18 protein-coding genes, 2 tRNA genes and 1 other annotated feature are annotated in these 14,823 nt (G+C 40.1%); of the genes, 16 read left to right on the top strand and 4 right to left on the bottom strand.

Annotated elements, in window-relative coordinates; genetic code table 11:
• Positions 1 to 21: 21 nt before the first annotated feature.
• Entirely contained in the window at positions 22 to 639 is a 618-nt protein-coding gene (gene yihA / locus AC27EF_RS11530; RefSeq protein ID WP_487110918.1) for a ribosome biogenesis GTP-binding protein YihA/YsxC, read from the top strand.
• Here yihA and AC27EF_RS11525 read toward each other — a convergent pair.
• Positions 622 to 1,149, bottom strand: a complete 528-nt coding sequence (locus AC27EF_RS11525; RefSeq protein WP_487110917.1) for a DUF4364 family protein — start codon at positions 1,147 to 1,149, stop codon at positions 622 to 624. The two genes, yihA and AC27EF_RS11525, sit on opposite strands and share 18 nt — an antisense overlap.
• Positions 1,150 to 1,269: 120 nt before the next feature.
• Between AC27EF_RS11525 and AC27EF_RS11520 the strand changes: the two genes are divergently transcribed.
• The 8 genes from AC27EF_RS11520 to AC27EF_RS11485 all read left to right on the top strand — a co-directional run bounded on the left by AC27EF_RS11520 (position 1,270) and on the right by AC27EF_RS11485 (position 7,037).
• The gene (locus AC27EF_RS11520) at positions 1,270 to 1,443 is read left to right on the top strand and encodes a hypothetical protein (RefSeq protein WP_487110916.1); all 174 of its coding nucleotides are present in this window, start codon (positions 1,270 to 1,272) and stop codon (positions 1,441 to 1,443) included.
• Positions 1,403 to 2,026, top strand: a complete 624-nt coding sequence (locus AC27EF_RS11515) for a stage V sporulation protein AA (protein WP_487110915.1) — start codon at positions 1,403 to 1,405, stop codon at positions 2,024 to 2,026. The genes AC27EF_RS11520 and AC27EF_RS11515 overlap by 41 nt, the downstream gene beginning before the upstream one ends.
• Entirely contained in the window at positions 2,013 to 2,429 is a 417-nt protein-coding gene (locus AC27EF_RS11510; RefSeq protein ID WP_487110914.1) for a stage V sporulation protein AB, read from the top strand. Before AC27EF_RS11515 ends, AC27EF_RS11510 begins: the two co-directional genes overlap by 14 nt.
• A gap of 13 nt (positions 2,430 to 2,442) precedes the next feature.
• Positions 2,443 to 2,907, top strand: a complete 465-nt coding sequence (locus AC27EF_RS11505) for a SpoVA/SpoVAEb family sporulation membrane protein (RefSeq protein WP_487110913.1) — start codon at positions 2,443 to 2,445, stop codon at positions 2,905 to 2,907.
• On the top strand, positions 2,904 to 3,932 hold the full coding sequence (spoVAD, locus tag AC27EF_RS11500; RefSeq protein ID WP_487110912.1) for a stage V sporulation protein AD: 1,029 nt from the start codon (positions 2,904 to 2,906) through the stop codon (positions 3,930 to 3,932). Before AC27EF_RS11505 ends, spoVAD begins: the two co-directional genes overlap by 4 nt.
• Positions 3,920 to 4,276, top strand: a complete 357-nt coding sequence (gene spoVAE, locus AC27EF_RS11495; RefSeq protein ID WP_487110911.1) for a stage V sporulation protein AE — start codon at positions 3,920 to 3,922, stop codon at positions 4,274 to 4,276. Before spoVAD ends, spoVAE begins: the two co-directional genes overlap by 13 nt.
• A 225-nt stretch (positions 4,277 to 4,501) precedes the next feature.
• Positions 4,502 to 6,346 carry a diguanylate cyclase domain-containing protein gene (locus AC27EF_RS11490; protein ID WP_487110909.1) on the top strand — a complete coding sequence of 615 codons (1,845 nt, stop codon included), beginning with the start codon at positions 4,502 to 4,504 and terminating at the stop codon, positions 6,344 to 6,346.
• Positions 6,327 to 7,037, top strand: a complete 711-nt coding sequence (locus tag AC27EF_RS11485) for an EAL domain-containing protein (protein WP_487110908.1) — start codon at positions 6,327 to 6,329, stop codon at positions 7,035 to 7,037. Before AC27EF_RS11490 ends, AC27EF_RS11485 begins: the two co-directional genes overlap by 20 nt.
• Before the next feature lie 116 nt (positions 7,038 to 7,153).
• Here AC27EF_RS11485 and AC27EF_RS11480 read toward each other — a convergent pair whose 3' ends face one another.
• Positions 7,154 to 9,691 carry a transglycosylase domain-containing protein gene (locus AC27EF_RS11480; protein WP_487110907.1) on the bottom strand — a complete coding sequence of 846 codons (2,538 nt, stop codon included), beginning with the start codon at positions 9,689 to 9,691 and terminating at the stop codon, positions 7,154 to 7,156.
• Between the two features lie 86 nt (positions 9,692 to 9,777).
• Between AC27EF_RS11480 and AC27EF_RS11475 the strand changes: the two genes are divergently transcribed.
• Both AC27EF_RS11475 and AC27EF_RS11470 read left to right on the top strand, forming a co-directional pair.
• Positions 9,778 to 10,077: a DUF6514 family protein gene (locus tag AC27EF_RS11475; RefSeq protein ID WP_487110906.1), complete on the top strand. Its 300-nt coding sequence runs from the start codon at positions 9,778 to 9,780 to the stop codon at positions 10,075 to 10,077.
• Positions 10,058 to 10,717: a YigZ family protein gene (locus tag AC27EF_RS11470; protein ID WP_487110905.1), complete on the top strand. Its 660-nt coding sequence runs from the start codon at positions 10,058 to 10,060 to the stop codon at positions 10,715 to 10,717. Before AC27EF_RS11475 ends, AC27EF_RS11470 begins: the two co-directional genes overlap by 20 nt.
• Before the next feature lie 74 nt (positions 10,718 to 10,791).
• Here AC27EF_RS11470 and AC27EF_RS11465 read toward each other — a convergent pair whose 3' ends face one another.
• Positions 10,792 to 12,453 (bottom strand): 2-isopropylmalate synthase, encoded by a 1,662-nt coding sequence (locus tag AC27EF_RS11465; RefSeq protein WP_487110904.1) that lies wholly within the window; start codon positions 12,451 to 12,453, stop codon positions 10,792 to 10,794.
• Between the two features lie 115 nt (positions 12,454 to 12,568).
• Positions 12,569 to 12,814 (bottom strand) — a binding site (T-box leader).
• A 135-nt stretch (positions 12,815 to 12,949) separates the two neighbouring features.
• On the opposite strand from AC27EF_RS11465, the gene AC27EF_RS11460 reads away from it, so the two are divergent.
• From AC27EF_RS11460 to AC27EF_RS11450, 3 genes are all read left to right on the top strand, one after another.
• Positions 12,950 to 13,324: a hypothetical protein gene (locus AC27EF_RS11460; protein WP_487110903.1), complete on the top strand. Its 375-nt coding sequence runs from the start codon at positions 12,950 to 12,952 to the stop codon at positions 13,322 to 13,324.
• Between the two features lie 77 nt (positions 13,325 to 13,401).
• Positions 13,402 to 13,473, top strand: a tRNA-Gln gene (locus AC27EF_RS11455).
• 6 nt (positions 13,474 to 13,479) lie between these two features.
• Positions 13,480 to 13,552: transfer RNA gene (locus AC27EF_RS11450), tRNA-Lys, on the top strand.
• A gap of 171 nt (positions 13,553 to 13,723) precedes the next feature.
• Here AC27EF_RS11450 and AC27EF_RS11445 read toward each other — a convergent pair.
• Complete coding sequence (locus AC27EF_RS11445) at positions 13,724 to 14,131, bottom strand: tyrosine-type recombinase/integrase (protein ID WP_487110955.1); 408 nt, start codon at positions 14,129 to 14,131, stop codon at positions 13,724 to 13,726.
• Positions 14,132 to 14,207: 76 nt separating this feature from the next.
• Here AC27EF_RS11445 and AC27EF_RS11440 point away from each other — a divergent pair, with 76 nt between their 5' ends.
• Both AC27EF_RS11440 and AC27EF_RS11435 read left to right on the top strand, forming a co-directional pair.
• A complete protein-coding gene (locus tag AC27EF_RS11440; RefSeq protein WP_487110902.1) occupies positions 14,208 to 14,501 on the top strand; it encodes a transposase in 294 nt (97 codons plus the stop codon).
• A 32-nt stretch (positions 14,502 to 14,533) separates the two neighbouring features.
• A partial coding sequence (locus AC27EF_RS11435) for an IS3 family transposase (protein ID WP_487110901.1) occupies positions 14,534 to 14,823 on the top strand: 290 nt, incomplete at its 3' end.

Below are 14,823 nucleotides of genomic sequence, written 5' to 3'. Positions count from 1 at the left end.
TGATTACGTTAGGAGTAAAGCATGATTATAAAGAGTGTAAATTTAGAGACTGTCTGTGGTATTACAAGTAAGCTCCCGGATCATAAACTTCCGGAGATTGCATTTGCAGGAAAGTCCAATGTTGGAAAATCTTCGCTGATTAATGCGCTGATGAACCGGAAGTCTTATGCGAGAACCTCAGCACAGCCGGGAAAAACACAAACCATTAATTATTATAATATCAATGATGCATTTTATTATGTTGATCTGCCTGGATATGGATTTGCAAAAATAGCGGAGTCGGTCAAAGAGCAGTGGGGACATATGATCGAAAATTATCTTCAGACATCAAGGCAGCTTCGGATGGTATTTTTACTGATTGATATCCGGCATAAACCTTCCAAGAACGATGTCATGATGTATGATTGGATTTTGTATAATGGGTATCATCCGGTGATTATTGCAACAAAGTTGGATAAATTAAAAAGAAGCCAGGTGCCGAAACATTTGAAAGAAATTCGCACAGAGCTTCAGATGGATAAAGAGAGTCCGATTTTTCCGTTCTCTGCTCTTTCAAAACAAGGAAGAGAAGAAATTTGGGAGTTTATGGAGACTATGGTTTTGCATCGGGAAGATGAAAACTTAGGGTTCATCAAATAGCAGTTTTTCTATGAGCAGAGAGTAAACATCGGAATGCTTTTGATTCCAGTGGTCGCAAATATAAACAGCCTGTTCTCTGGACACAACATTAAGGTTGAGTTCAAGGAGCGGGTTTTCTTTTTCTCTGATTTTAAGACTGACCATATATTCATCTCCTTTTGCAGGGAAAAAATCAGCTTCCACACTGGCTTCTTTGCGCAGCTCATATTCTTTTTCCTCTAAAAATTGAAAAATATCATCTTTGATAGAATTGGGGATCTGATACTCAAACATTTCAATTGCCTCAATGCCTTCCTCGCTGAGGGCGTAGTGGCTCATATTTCGAATTTGTTTCACTCGAAGCATATCTTCTTCCTCTAATTCGTGAACAGCTCGCTGGAGAGTAAAATAATTGGTGTAGCCTTTCTCCAGAACGAATTCTGAAATCTGAGAATTACTCAAGGGAAAATCTACTTTTTTTATTAAATATAAAATCATTAATTTATATAAGGTTAACTGATCTTGTTCCATTGTCAATCTCCTTTGCGTGAACTGGGTTCGTCATGAAAAATTATAACATCGGATGATTTTTCTTGCAACTGATGAATGAAATAGTGAAAACTACAAATAATAACCGAGAGGTGATAAATAGTGAAAAGAAAATATCAGTGGATGATCTGTGCATTTTTAATTCTGTTAGTTGTCGGAGCATTTTTGCTTTTAACAAAACGGGATGATCAGAAACTAGAAAATGGTTCATTTGTAATGGAAAGGACATGGGACGATGACGGTTTATATCAAAGCAGAGGACAGTGTTTGTCTTAGTAAGCCAGGCATACAGCTGAAAGATGTGATTTCTTTCTATTGTTCGGACCCTGAAATCTCAAGTCAGGTGAAGCATGCCAAGTTATATCGATTTTCCAGTAAAGGAAATCAGAGAAAAATATTTTCTGTTCTTATGATTGTGGAAAAAATTAAAGAGATTGATAAAACCTTGGATGTAGTAAATATGGGGCCGGAAGACTTTATTGTTTATTATAAGAAAGAGAAGTCAGAAAAAATCTGGATGCATTACGGAAAAATTATTTTTGTAATTATGGTTGCGTTTTTTGGCGCAAGTTTTTCCATTATGAGTTATAACACAGATGTTGGAATTGAGGATCTCTTTTATAACGTATACGAGCTGATTATGGGAAAGGCGCCGACAGGACCGAATCTTTTGCATATCTCTTATACGGCTGGTCTTGCATTGGGCATTGTGATCTTTTTCAATCATGCAGGGAAAATAAAACTTACAGATGATCCTACGCCTTTTGAAGTGCAGATGCGTTTATATGAGAGAGATGTAAATGATACTTTGATGATAAACGCAGATCGGAAAAAGGAGGAAGAGGATGTGGATTCGTAGCATGATGCTGGTTTTTTACGGATTATGTGCTGGAGCGCTTATTGCAGGAAGTTTTCTTGCTTTTCTGAGTATGCTTGGTGTAATTCCAAGACTTGCCGGTCTGACAAAGACCATTCGCTTTGCGAGAACCTATGAAAATTGTATTAGTCTTGGGGGCATCGTGGGAACTGCTGTTTTTTTGTATCGGTGGCATCTTGCCATTGGGTATCCACTCTTAATCGTGTTTGGATTATTTGGAGGTATTTTTGTGGGATGCCTGATCGGCGCATTGGCGGAGACGCTCAAAAGCCTTCCCATTTTTTCCAGGAGAATCAGTATCCGAAACGGAATTCCTTATGTTATTTATGCAATTGCATTTGGGAAAATGTTAGGATGTTATCTTCAATTTTTTATTTTTAAATGAAAGGACAAAATTCATGAAAAAAGAACCGACAAAACAAGAATATGGCCAGATGGTGGAAGAGATTACGCCAAAACATAACAGCATTCTAAACTGTACCAAAGCTTTCTTTGTGGGGGGCGCTTTTTGTCTGCTGGGTGAGGCGATGAAACAGTTTATGATGAAATATTGGGGAATTGGAAAAAAGGATTCCCTTTTATTTGTAACAATTGAGCTTGTGATGTTAAGCGTTATTTTAACAGGATTTAATATTTATGGAAAGATTACAAAATTTGGAGGCGCGGGAGGGCTGGTTCCAATTACCGGCTTTGCCAATTCGGTGGCTTCACCCGCAATTGAGTATCAAAAGGAAGGACAGGTTTTCGGGATTGGAGTTAAAATTTTTACCATTGCAGGTCCTGTAATTTTATATGGAATCTTTTCTTCTTTCCTGGCAGGCGTCATTTATCTGATGATCAAACAATGGGGGTGGATGGGATGAAAATAATCAAAGGAAAACAAAGTATCGAATTTGAGAAGCCAGTTTATTTAAAGGGATGGTCTTCTGTTGCCGCGCAGAAGGAAGGAGAAGGACCTCTTGGGGATCGTATGGATCAAATCATTGAAGATCCCTATTTTGGAGAGGATACATGGGAAATGGCAGAAGGGCGCTTTATGAAACAGGCAGCGATGCTGGCAATTAAAAAAGCAGACTTGTCCACAAAGGATATTCGATATGCTTTTGCGGGAGATTTGCTGGAACAAAATACAGCGACCTCCTATGGATTGAAGGAACTGGATCTGCCGCTATTTGGGTTATTTGGAGCCTGTTCCACCATAGGGGAAGCATTGTCTCTTGCATCGATCACTGTATCGGGAGGCTTCGCAGAGAATGTTTTGGCAGTGGCATCAAGTCATATCGGAAGCGCGGAGAAGCAGTTCCGTTTTCCGTTGGAATATGGAAATCAGCGTCCTTTATCAGCAACATGGACCGTTACCGGGTCAGGAGGTTTTGTTGTATCCAAAACAGCGGGACCCATTCGCGTGCGGGGAATTACAACCGGAAAGATTGTAGATTACGGAATGAAAGATCCCATGAATATGGGGGCATGCATGGCGCCTGCCGCCGCACAGGTCCTGTATCAGCATTTTCAGGATTATGGCACACAGCCAAAGGATTACGATGCAATTTATACAGGAGATCTTGGAGAAGTTGGGAAACAGATTTTAATAAAACTGTTAAATAATAACGGATATGATATTTCCGGTGTTCACGGGGACTGTGGATTAGAAATTTATGAAAATGAAACGCAGGATACCCATTCCGGAGGTTCGGGTTGTGCATGCAGCGCTATAGTGCTGGCTTCTATGATCACGAAAAAGATCTTGGAGGGAACATGGAAACGCGTGCTCTTTATTCCTACCGGAGCACTGATGTCCAAAACCAGCTTTAATGAGGGGGAAAGTGTAACCGGAATTGCGCACGCAGTACTGTTGGAAAAGGAGGAAGGTTCATGGAATATATAAAAGCTTTTGTGGTGGGTGGATTAATATGTATGATTGTTCAGCTGCTTATGGATTATACGAAGCTTCAGCCTGGAAGAATTATGGTACTTCTTGTGGTAAGCGGAGTGATTTTAGGGGCTTTGGGAATTTACCAGAAGATTGAACATTTTGGCGGATGCGGAGCAACAGTTCCGTTGTCAGGATTTGGATTTAGTTTGTGGAAGGGAATGAAAGAGGCGGTAGACCAGCATGGGTTTTTAGGTCTGTTTGAAGGTGGTTTTACTGCTGCTGCGGTCGGCACTTCGGCAGCATTGATTTTCTCTTACTTAGCCTCTCTTATTTTTCAGCCGAAAATGAAACAATAACAATCCAGCGGGTTTCCGCTTTTATATAGCAAAGAGGTTTCTGCGATCATAAATCAAAGAAACCTCTTTTTGTGATAGGGATGAGCCAAGGTCCGAGCCTGCCCGGACCTTGGCGATCACTTACTATCCCGGAATGTGCCTTTTGGCACTTCCGGTGATTTTGTTCTACTCTATTTACAGAAAAAATGATATACTAAATTAAGGATAGAAAATGGAGGAACTTTCATGCAGCTTGAATTTGATATTGAATTTTATAAGGATGTCTTAAATAAAATAAATTCCAATATTTACATAACAGATATAGAAACCGATAAGATCGTATATATGAATGACTATATGAAAAAGACATTTCATATGGAAGATGCCGAAGGACGAACTTGTTGGGAAGCTCTTCAAGAAGGACAGAAAGGTCGATGCGAGTTTTGTAAAATTCAAAAGCTACAAAAAATGGAAATTGGACAATCCAGTATATGGAAAGAAGAAAATAGTAAAACCGGGCGGACTTTTCTGAATTATGATGTTTTGAAGAAGTGGAACGGACGTCTTTATCATGTCCAAAATTCTGTAGATATCACAGAGAATGTACGTTTATCCCAAAAAGCAATGAGGGATGAATTGACCGGAATTTACAATCGAAGTGCCGGAAAACAGCATTTAGAGCAGATGCTGGAGGCATTGACGGGGGAGGAAAATTTAATTGTTGCACTATATGATATCAATGGGCTGAAATGGGTGAATGATACCTTTGGTCATATGGAAGGTGACAGACTTCTTGTTTTTGCCGCGCAGAATATAAAGGAGCATCTTGATGAGACAGATTTCGTATTTCGATTAAGCGGAGATGAATTTATTGTGGTATTTGCAGACCGCAGTCTGGACGAAGTAGACCAATGGATGAAACAGATGCTGAAAACATTGGAGAAAAAGCGAAGAGCTCATGGAATGAATTATAAAGTCACATTCAGCTATGGACTTGCTAAAATTTATGCAGGAGATCGTATGACAGTATCGGACGTATTGTCCATTGCAGATTCTCAAATGTATATTCAAAAACGGGATTATCACATTATGATGGGAAAGAGAAAGCTGTATGAGGAAATGCAAAAAGAAGATAGCGCAGTACGGTTTCAATATAATAAAGACCATCTGTTTGAGGCAATTACAGAAGGAATGGATGAGTATGGATTTGTGGGAAATCTAAAAACAGGAGAATTTATGTATTCTAAAAATATGGTTCGGGATTTTGGGCTTCCGAGACAGATTTTAAAAAATGCAGCGGCGTTTTGGGGAGAAAAAATTCATCCGGATGATGTGATGGGATTTTTAAGAAGCAATCAGGATATTGCCGATGGAAAAGCTGAGCGCCATGCAATACAATATCGGGCAAAGAATGTGGAGGACCAATGGGTTCATCTCCTGTGCAAAGGAAGGATGTTAAGAGATTCTGAAGGAAATCCAGACATCTTCGCAGGAAGTATTCGCAACTTGGATGAAGCAGTAAAAATAGGCGCTCATGAAAATCTTTTGCAAAGAGAATCTCAAAGCTGGAATATTGATCGTAAAACTGGGATTCAAAATTACGATAGTTATATGGAAATGCTGGGATTGATTGATGAAGATTTTTATGAGTCTATGGGAGTGGTGACTGTTCATATTGTGGATTTGAAAGAATATAATTATCAATATGGAAGAAGTCAGGGAGACGCTCTTTTGATCTTTGTGGCAGATCTTCTGAAGAAATTATTTGGAAAAGAAAGAAGTTATCGAATTAGCGGAGCTGGGTTTCTTGCACTTTGTTCGAACTTTTCATATGAAAAGTTACAGGAGAAATCAAAGGAACTAGTACATCAAATTCAAATGTCCTATCCGATGCAGGTGGTAAGCAGCGAAGCATGGGAACAAAATGTCATTTCCTTAGAGCGTCTTCAGGAACAGGCAGAAGAAAAAATTTTATTGGAGTTGAACCAAAAGCGGAAGAAGAGGGCATCTTTTGATTATCATACGGAAAATATTTTCAGATATTCAGCAATCAATGGAGAATCGAGATTTTTTGGCTTATTTACAGCCTAAGGCAGATGCCAGAACCGGCGAAATCTGCGGGGCGGAGGCCTTGATTCGCTATCAGGATTCGGAAAATGGAATGATTGCGCCGGCAAGATTTTTGCGGGCAATTGAAAAAGCAGGATTAATTCGCCATATGGACTTATTTATTCTCCGGGAAGTGTGTCGTATGATGCGGCAGTGGATGGATCAGGGATGGAAACCATTTCCGATTTCTGTGAATTATTCCAGGGTTACCATTTTGGAATCTAATATTTTGAAGGAAACAAATGAGATTACAGAAGAATTTTTAATTCCGAAGAATCTGATTGAAATTGAGGTGACGGAAAGTGTTGGTTCTACAGACAGTGGAAGTTTGAGCAATGTGATAAGCTGTTTTCGGCGGGATGGATATCGGATTGCTTTGGATGACTTTGGCGCAGAGTACAGTAATATTTATATGCTGTACACGCTGGAGCTTACATCTTTAAAATTAGACCGCAGGATTGTCGCGGATCTTTTTAAAGACCGCCGGGCAAAAATTGTAGTAGAAGGTGTCATTCATACTTGCAAAAAGCTTGGGATTACTTGTGTGGCAGAAGGAGTAGAGACGGCAGAAAATAAGGATGAGATGCGGGCAATGTCCTGTGATGTGATTCAGGGATATTATCTGGACAAGCCGATTTGTGAGGAAGAATTTTTTCAAAAATATATTAAATGAAAGAACGGTTCATTTTTATAAAAATGTGTAAAGCAAAACAGGGCTTCTGCTGATAAGCAGAAGCCCTGTTTTGTTTTCCTTTTGGTGGTTTGGATTTAAGAAAGAGAAAGACTAGATTAATGGCTGGCACATAGAGACGACTGATATTTTTTCGGCAGCAGATACGGAGTATCTTGAGTTGTTCCGCGGCTGTTTTTCTTGCGGACAATGTAAACTTTTTTTATTCGGTTTTTCTTTGGGCAATTTTCATTGACTGGCTGCTTGGAAGTCTTACAAAGCTCGATGGCAACATGCGTATCGCAGGTTTGGGCAGGAACGGTACCTTTTTCAAAATATTCTGTTACAACCATGCTGCCTCTGGGGTCATGATCACAGACGCCGGGAATTGCAAGCTTTCCGGATTTCTTACATATCTTTGCTTTGACAATATTCGATGGACGAGGGAAGCTCGTCTTTTTTTCGCGCTTTTTCTTAATGGTTTGATTCATAATTTCAGCCCAGATTTTTTTGTGAGTATTTTCTGATTTGAAGTTTGTGTTTAAATCATAGCCCATCCATACGGAGACTGTGTGATATGGAGTGTATCCTGTAAACCAGTAGTCATAGTTGTTGGTTGTTGTGCCGGATTTTCCGGCAGCCGGAATGGATGAGGAAAGCTTTGCATCTTTTCCGGTTCCTTTGGAAATTACATCTTCCATAGCACTGGTAAGAAGGAAGGCAGTGCTTTCTTTCATAACCCGCTTCTGGGTGGTAGGGTTGTTCAGTAAAACATTCCCATTTTGATCCACAACGCGTGTGTAAAGTTTTGGAGAATGATAGGTTCCTCCGTTGGCAATGGAAGCGTATGCATTGGTAAGCTCCAGATTGGTAACACCGTAGGTCAGACCTCCTAGAGCCAGAGACTGATTAAGATCTGAGTAAGTAGCGCCTTCAAAGGAAGACTGACTGGACACTAATGTTGTAAAACCAAGGTTGGTCAAATACTCAAAGGCTGTTTTTGGAGTTACATCCGCAATTGTTTTTGCTGCTACCACATTCATAGAATCCGTAATTGCAGACCGTAGGGTGGAATAGCCCCGATAGTTTTTGTAATAGTTGCGGATTGGACGATTTGTGTCCAGATAATTGTATGGTGCATCATCGTAAACTGTAGCCAGTGTCATGCCGTCATGATCCAGTGCAGGAAGAAAGGCGGACAGGACTTTAAATGTCGATCCGGGCTGTCTCGTGGTGGATGTAGCACGGTTTAAGGTGAGACTGGAATATTTGGTGCCGCGGCCGCCAACCAATGCTTCCACACTGCCGTCTGATTGATTCATGACAGTAATGGAAATCTGAGGCTGGATAGAGGTTTGAAAAAATTCTCCGATAATTGTTGCCCCGGTTCTTTTTATGGAATCTTTAAATTTTAGTGTAACTTCTTTCGCATCAGATTCGTTGGAAAAAATTAAACGGTTTCCAAGGTTGTGCTCTTTCATATAGCTTAGAACATTGTTTTCTGAATAGGTAACATCAGAGCCGTCGGCATTGCGCACCGTTAGAGTATACGTTAAAGCAACCTCTGTGTTCTTTGGGTAATTTGAAGGATTATTGGCTGTCTGATCGGCAATTTTTTGTATTTCGCTGTCCTGAGTTGAGTAAATTTTCAAACCGCCGCTGTAAATTGCATTGTAAGCTTTGGTCTCATCATATCCCAGCTGATTTTTCAGATCTTTGACAACCTCAAGAATCAGAGCATCTTCAAAATAGGTATTTGCTTTTTTCTGATTGGATGTTTTGGCTGCATTTTTTTTAATTCTGGTATATACATTGTCACTTATAGCTTCTTTGTATTCTTTTTTTGTGATATAATGTTGTTCTAACATATTTTGTAAAACAGTCAATCTTCTGGAAGCATTGCGTCCGGGGTGAGTGATTGGATTCAGACGCGTCGGATTTTGGGTAATACTTGCAAGAACGGCGCATTCTGACAGCGTAAGGTCCGATACATCCTTGTTAAAATACTTCTGTGAGGCAGTCTGTACACCCAGCGTGCCTTCTCCTAGATTGATTGCATTTAAATATTCTTCCAGAATAAACTGTTTGGAAGCTTTTTTCTCAAGTTCAAGAGCCAGAGACTGTTCTTTGATTTTGCGTTCAATTCGCTCAATCGTTGTCTTTTCCGGCTGTATTCCCAAGATATTATTTTTAATGAGCTGCTGTGTGATGGTACTTCCCCCTTGGTCCAAGGATTTATTCTTTATACCAAGGAAGGTTGCTCGGAGAATGCCGTAAAGATCAATTCCATTGTGGCTGTAAAAACGTTCGTCTTCAATCGCAATGAATGCATGCTGAAGATCTTCCGGTATATCGGACAGAGGTGTGTAGATTCGATTGGAATCGTGGTCTGAAAGAGTCTTTATCGTGTTTCCCTGATTATCATAGATCGTTGTGATATAACCTTTGGAATGTACAGAATCTTTTGTAATCTTGGGGGTCGTTTTTAAAATCCCGCGCACAAATCCAACTCCAAGACCAAATGCAGCAACAATCAGGGCAATGGAGATGATCAATGTGTATTTTATAAGAAAAAGAGAGAGAGACGTATTTCTCCGGATTTTATCAGAGGACAGCTCAGCTCTCTTCTTCTGAATGTTTTGTTTGGTATATTTCATAAGAAACCTCCTAAGGGGTATTATAGCAAATAAAAAAGTTCAAGTAAACCAACCTGAGAGAACAATATTGCAGAAAGGAAAGAAGAATGAAAGGAAAGTTAACAGGAAAACAAAGATTTTTAGATGACAAACAAAGAGAAATTGTAGTATCCTACTATTTGATGGAAGATCAGGAAAAAGGAACCTATGGAGTTGCGGTAGAAAAGCGTCAGGAAGGTTCGGATGTTGTAGAGTGGGATGCAGTTCCAAGATTGTCAACTTCGATGCAGCTTGCAGATCGGGTGATACAAAGTCTGATACGCAACAAAGTCACACCGGTTTCTTTTGCAGAGTCATTGGACGAGATTATAAGCAGGGAGGAGAAAAATGACCAGTCAGAAATATAAGATTTTATACGATCCCGGGGAAGGAGAAATCGTAGAAAAAAAATCCAGATTCATCGCTCATACGGCGGCTGTAAATACAGAAGAGGAGGCACAGGAGTTTATTGAAAAAATCAGGAAACAATATTGGGATGCCAGGCATCATTGCTGGGCATACCGTTTAGGAACCATTCAGCCTGTGGAACGGTGCAGTGATGATGGAGAACCCAGCGGGACAGCGGGAAAGCCGATTCTTGAAGTAATTCAGGGAGAAAATCTTTTTCATATCGTGGTAGTTGTGACAAGATATTTTGGCGGGACCCTGCTTGGAACCGGAGGGTTGATTCGTGCTTATACAAAAAGCGCCCAGGAGGGGATTCGAAATAGCAGGGTTGTTGAAAAGTGTCTGGGACAGGAACTTTTGATAGCCTGTGACTATACAGTATCTGGAAAAATTCAATATTGGGCGGCGACAGAACAAATTCCGCTGATCGGAATTGATTATACGCAAGAAGTTGTGTTTCATATGATTGTGGAAGAAAATCAAACGGAAGCTGTGAAGGAGAAATTGATAGAAATTTCATCTGGAAAAGCACAGATTACAGAACTGGGAGAAAAATATTTTGTTCTTTTGGAGGAAGGCGTTGAAATTTTAGAAGCATAAGTTTTGAAAAGAGAAAATACGTACCGGATTGGGTACTTGGCGTCCGATCCGGCACGTATAATATTTTTTCTCTATTAAATATCTAAACGGTTAACTGCGCTGATTAAAGCAAGTACAGAAGCGGTTATAATATCTTCGTGAATTCCGGCGCCCCAAGTGATCTTGCCATTTGGTTCCTGAACAGCAACGTAGGCACATGCTTGAGAGTTTGAACCGACATTCAAAGCATGTTCCTGATAAGTTACAATGGAATAATTCATATCACTGTGACGTTTTAATGCATTGCTCACGGCATCTAAACGTCCATTTCCTGTTCCGTGATATAATTTTGGAACACCTCCTTTATCAAGAGAAATTTCTGCTTCGATTCCCCCGTCTTTTTGAACGAAGTGAACTTCTTTTAAACGGCATGGATTTTCAATGTTGACATAAACCTGTTTAAAGACTTTTAAAATATCTCGTGGAACCAATTCCTGATGACGTTTATCTGAAACATCTTTTACCGTATAACCCACATCCTCGCGCATTTTTCCGGGAATATGGAAACCAAAATTTTCTTCCAGAACATAGCTGATGCCGCCTTTTCCAGACTGACTGTTGATGCGGATGACGTCGCTTTCATATTCGCGGCCAATATCCTTCGGATCGATTGGGAGATATGGAATATCCCAATGTTCCGGATGCTGATCATCTCTCCAGTGCATTCCTTTTGCAATTGCATCCTGGTGAGAACCGGAGAAAGCTGCAAAGACAAGTTTGCCGGAATAAGGCTGGCGTTCATACACAGACATTCGAGTTAAACGCTCGTAGGCATTGGTCAGCGTCGGAAGGTCGGAAAAATCAAGTTTTGGATCCACACCATGGGTATACATGTTGAGTGCTAAAGTGATGATATCAACATTACCGGTTCGTTCTCCGTTTCCAAATAATGTACCTTCCACTCGGTCGGCTCCGGCGAGCAGCGCAAGTTCCGTATCAGCGACCCCGCAGCCCCTGTCATTGTGAGGATGCAGTGATAAAACAACATTTTCGCGGTATTTCATATGTTTGCTCATATATTCAATCTGACTGGCGTAAACATGCGGCATGGAAAGCTGCACGGTTACCGGAAGATTGATAATAACCTTCCAGTCCGGGCGAGGTTTCCAGATGTCTAAAACAGCATTGCAGACATCCAATGCATAATCCACCTCTGTTCCGGTAAAACTTTCCGGAGAATATTCAAATAAGAAGTTGCCTTCGGTTTCATCTGCCAGACGTTTTAATAATTTTGCTCCGTCTGTAGCAATCTGCATAATTTCTTCTTTTGATTTTTTAAAAACTTGTTCTCTTTGCGCCACAGAAGTGGAATTATAAACATGAACAATGGCTTTTTTTGCACCTTCCAAGGCCTGAAATGTCTTTTTGATGATGTGTTCTCTTGCCTGCGTTAAGACTTGAATCGTCACATCATCTGGAATCAGATTTTGTTCGATCAATGTGCGTAAGAAGGTATATTCAGTTTCGGACGCTGCGGGAAAGCCGACTTCAATTTCTTTAAACCCAACGGCTGTTAAATGCTGAAAGAATTCGATTTTTTCATCCAGACTCATGGGGATAATCAGAGCTTGATTGCCGTCTCGAAGATCGACGCTGCACCAGGTTGGAGCTTTGGTGATATATTCTTTTTTAGCCCAGTCTAAAGAAGGTGTAGGTGGCATAAAATATTGTCTTTCATATTTGTTGTGGTTCATCATTTTATAAATCTCCTTTCAAAATTTAATGTTAAGGCTGCAGTTTTGTTTTTTCATGGAAACAATGGCGTTTTTCCATAGAATAAAAAAACTCCGCATCTATTCCTGAAAGAAACAGGATAGAGACGAAGAAAATTCCGTGGTACCACTCTATTTTGCGCTTCCCTCGGAAGCACACACTCAAATCAATACGGGTCAAAAAGACCGATATCTTTCCAATGTAACGGTTGGACCCGGCAATACCTACTGTCAGTTCAGCATGCTACTCAAAGGCGAGTTCAAATATCGTGAACAGTTGCTTCACACCAGCCAGCAACTCTCTGAATGTCTGAAATATTTTACTACTCCTTGTCAATGTATTTTGATTATTTACATTAATGACAATCTATCATAAATGATTCTGTCTTGTCAATATGCAAAATATATTTATTTTTCAGAGAGGGAATGATATAATTGATTCAATGATTTATGAAATAGGCTGTGGGAAAGGAAAAAGACTTTGAATTTTTTTAAATATTTCAGAAAAGAAGAAACATCGCAAGAATATGAAAAAGCGAAAAAACGAATTTACCAGCTACACGATGGGAAAGGGAATTTTTCCTATATTGATCAAATTTATCCATTAAATTCAGGCGGAGGAGAAATTCAGGCAGAATTTGTTGTGGGAGAACATAAGGTCGGTGAGACAGCGGTTGTCTATGATGTTGAAGGAAAAAAAATCGGTGAAATTACAATTACAGAGATTTTTATAGGGAAAAGTGAGGATCGGGATCAAAAAACGCAGGGCGGAGAGAAAGGGAAACTTTTGTTCCAAACACAAAAAGAAATTGATGAGAAACTATGGGACGGACAGTATTTAAAATCAGATTATTGAGAAATATTTGAAAAAAATGAAAAAATGTGTTGACATATGTCTGAAAGTCATGGTAATATTAACGAGCTGTCAAGCAATGGGGTATCGCCAAGCGGTAAGGCACAGGATTCTGACTCCTGCACGCGCTGGTTCGAATCCAGCTACCCCAGTTTTATGGGTGTGTAGCTCAGGTGGTAGAGCACTTGACTTTTAATCAAGTTGTCTGGGGTTCGAATCCCCGCACGCTCACTTTAAAAAGCACGGTTGCCAAATGGCTAAATACCGTGCTTTTCTTGCATTTATGCGGGTTCTGGCGCTTTTATAATTCTGAAAACTATCTTATCAACTCTTTCTATTCTTCTTGAAACTATGCGATTTTTATATTCCATTTATGTTCCATGACAAGTGAATGTTCCATTTTTATTCCATATTTACGGCAGCATTTACCGCATTTTCATAGTCCTCTTTTTCCATCATCAAATGATTGTATACATTGAGAACAACGGCTTCGGTATCACCCATGAGCTTTGCTACCATCTTAATCGAGATTTTAGGAATCTGATAGCATAGACTCGTACAGTAATTGTGACGGAATACATGAGCTGTCAGACCGGTAATCGGGGAATCAGAGACATCATTCATGGCAGATAAGATTCTTTCCCACATCCTGCGATAAGAGTTTTTTGTCATTGGTGCGTCGGTTCGTGTAACAAAAAGATATGTGCGCCCATTCTTTTTTCTGGATTCTATGTATTGTTTAATTGCCGGGAAGGTTTTATCAGGAATGAGAAGTGTTCGATATCCGTTTTTACTCTTTGGTGTTAAAATATAAATAGTACAAAATAAACATGACCATTTTCAATAAATCGTATATGATAGTCATAGATCAAGGAGGAGAATAGCTATGGCAAAAGGTACAAAATATTCCCAACAGTTTAAAGAGGATGCAGTACAGTATCGCTTGGATCATCCGGAACTGCCACTTCGCAAGGCTTCTGAGAATCTTGGAGTCAGCGAATCTGCACTGAAGAACTGGATGAAAGCAGCAAAGGAACATAAAGGAGAGGTTCCTACCCGTGGTTCCGGAAATTATGCAAGTGAGGAAGCGAAAGAGATTGCCAGATTGCAGCGTGAATTACGAGATACGAAGGACGCTCTTGAAGTGTTAAAAAAAGCAATCGCTATTCTGGGAAACTGACACAAGCTCTTTACACGGCTGCTTCTGAGTACGTGAAAGAAATCAAATTCCTGCCCGTGAAACGTCAGGTTTCTGTCAGCGGAATACTGAAAAAATCAGGCATTTCACGTTCGGGTTACAATGCATGGAAGAAACGGGTTCCTTCGGACACGTCTGTTCGCCGTGCAGTTTTAAAAGAAAAAATTCAAAAGATCTACGAAGAATCCCATCAAAACTACGGTGCTCCTAAAATTACTGCAGAATTGCGAAAAGCCGGAGAACGTGTCTCTGAAAAAAACATGGGAAATTACATGCGTCAAATGGGAATCAAAACCCATTGGAT

The organism is Anaerostipes stercorihominis (genome assembly GCF_057535655.1).
The sequence above is the reverse complement of the archived record's forward strand: the minus strand, read 5'-3'. Positions and strand labels throughout refer to the sequence as shown.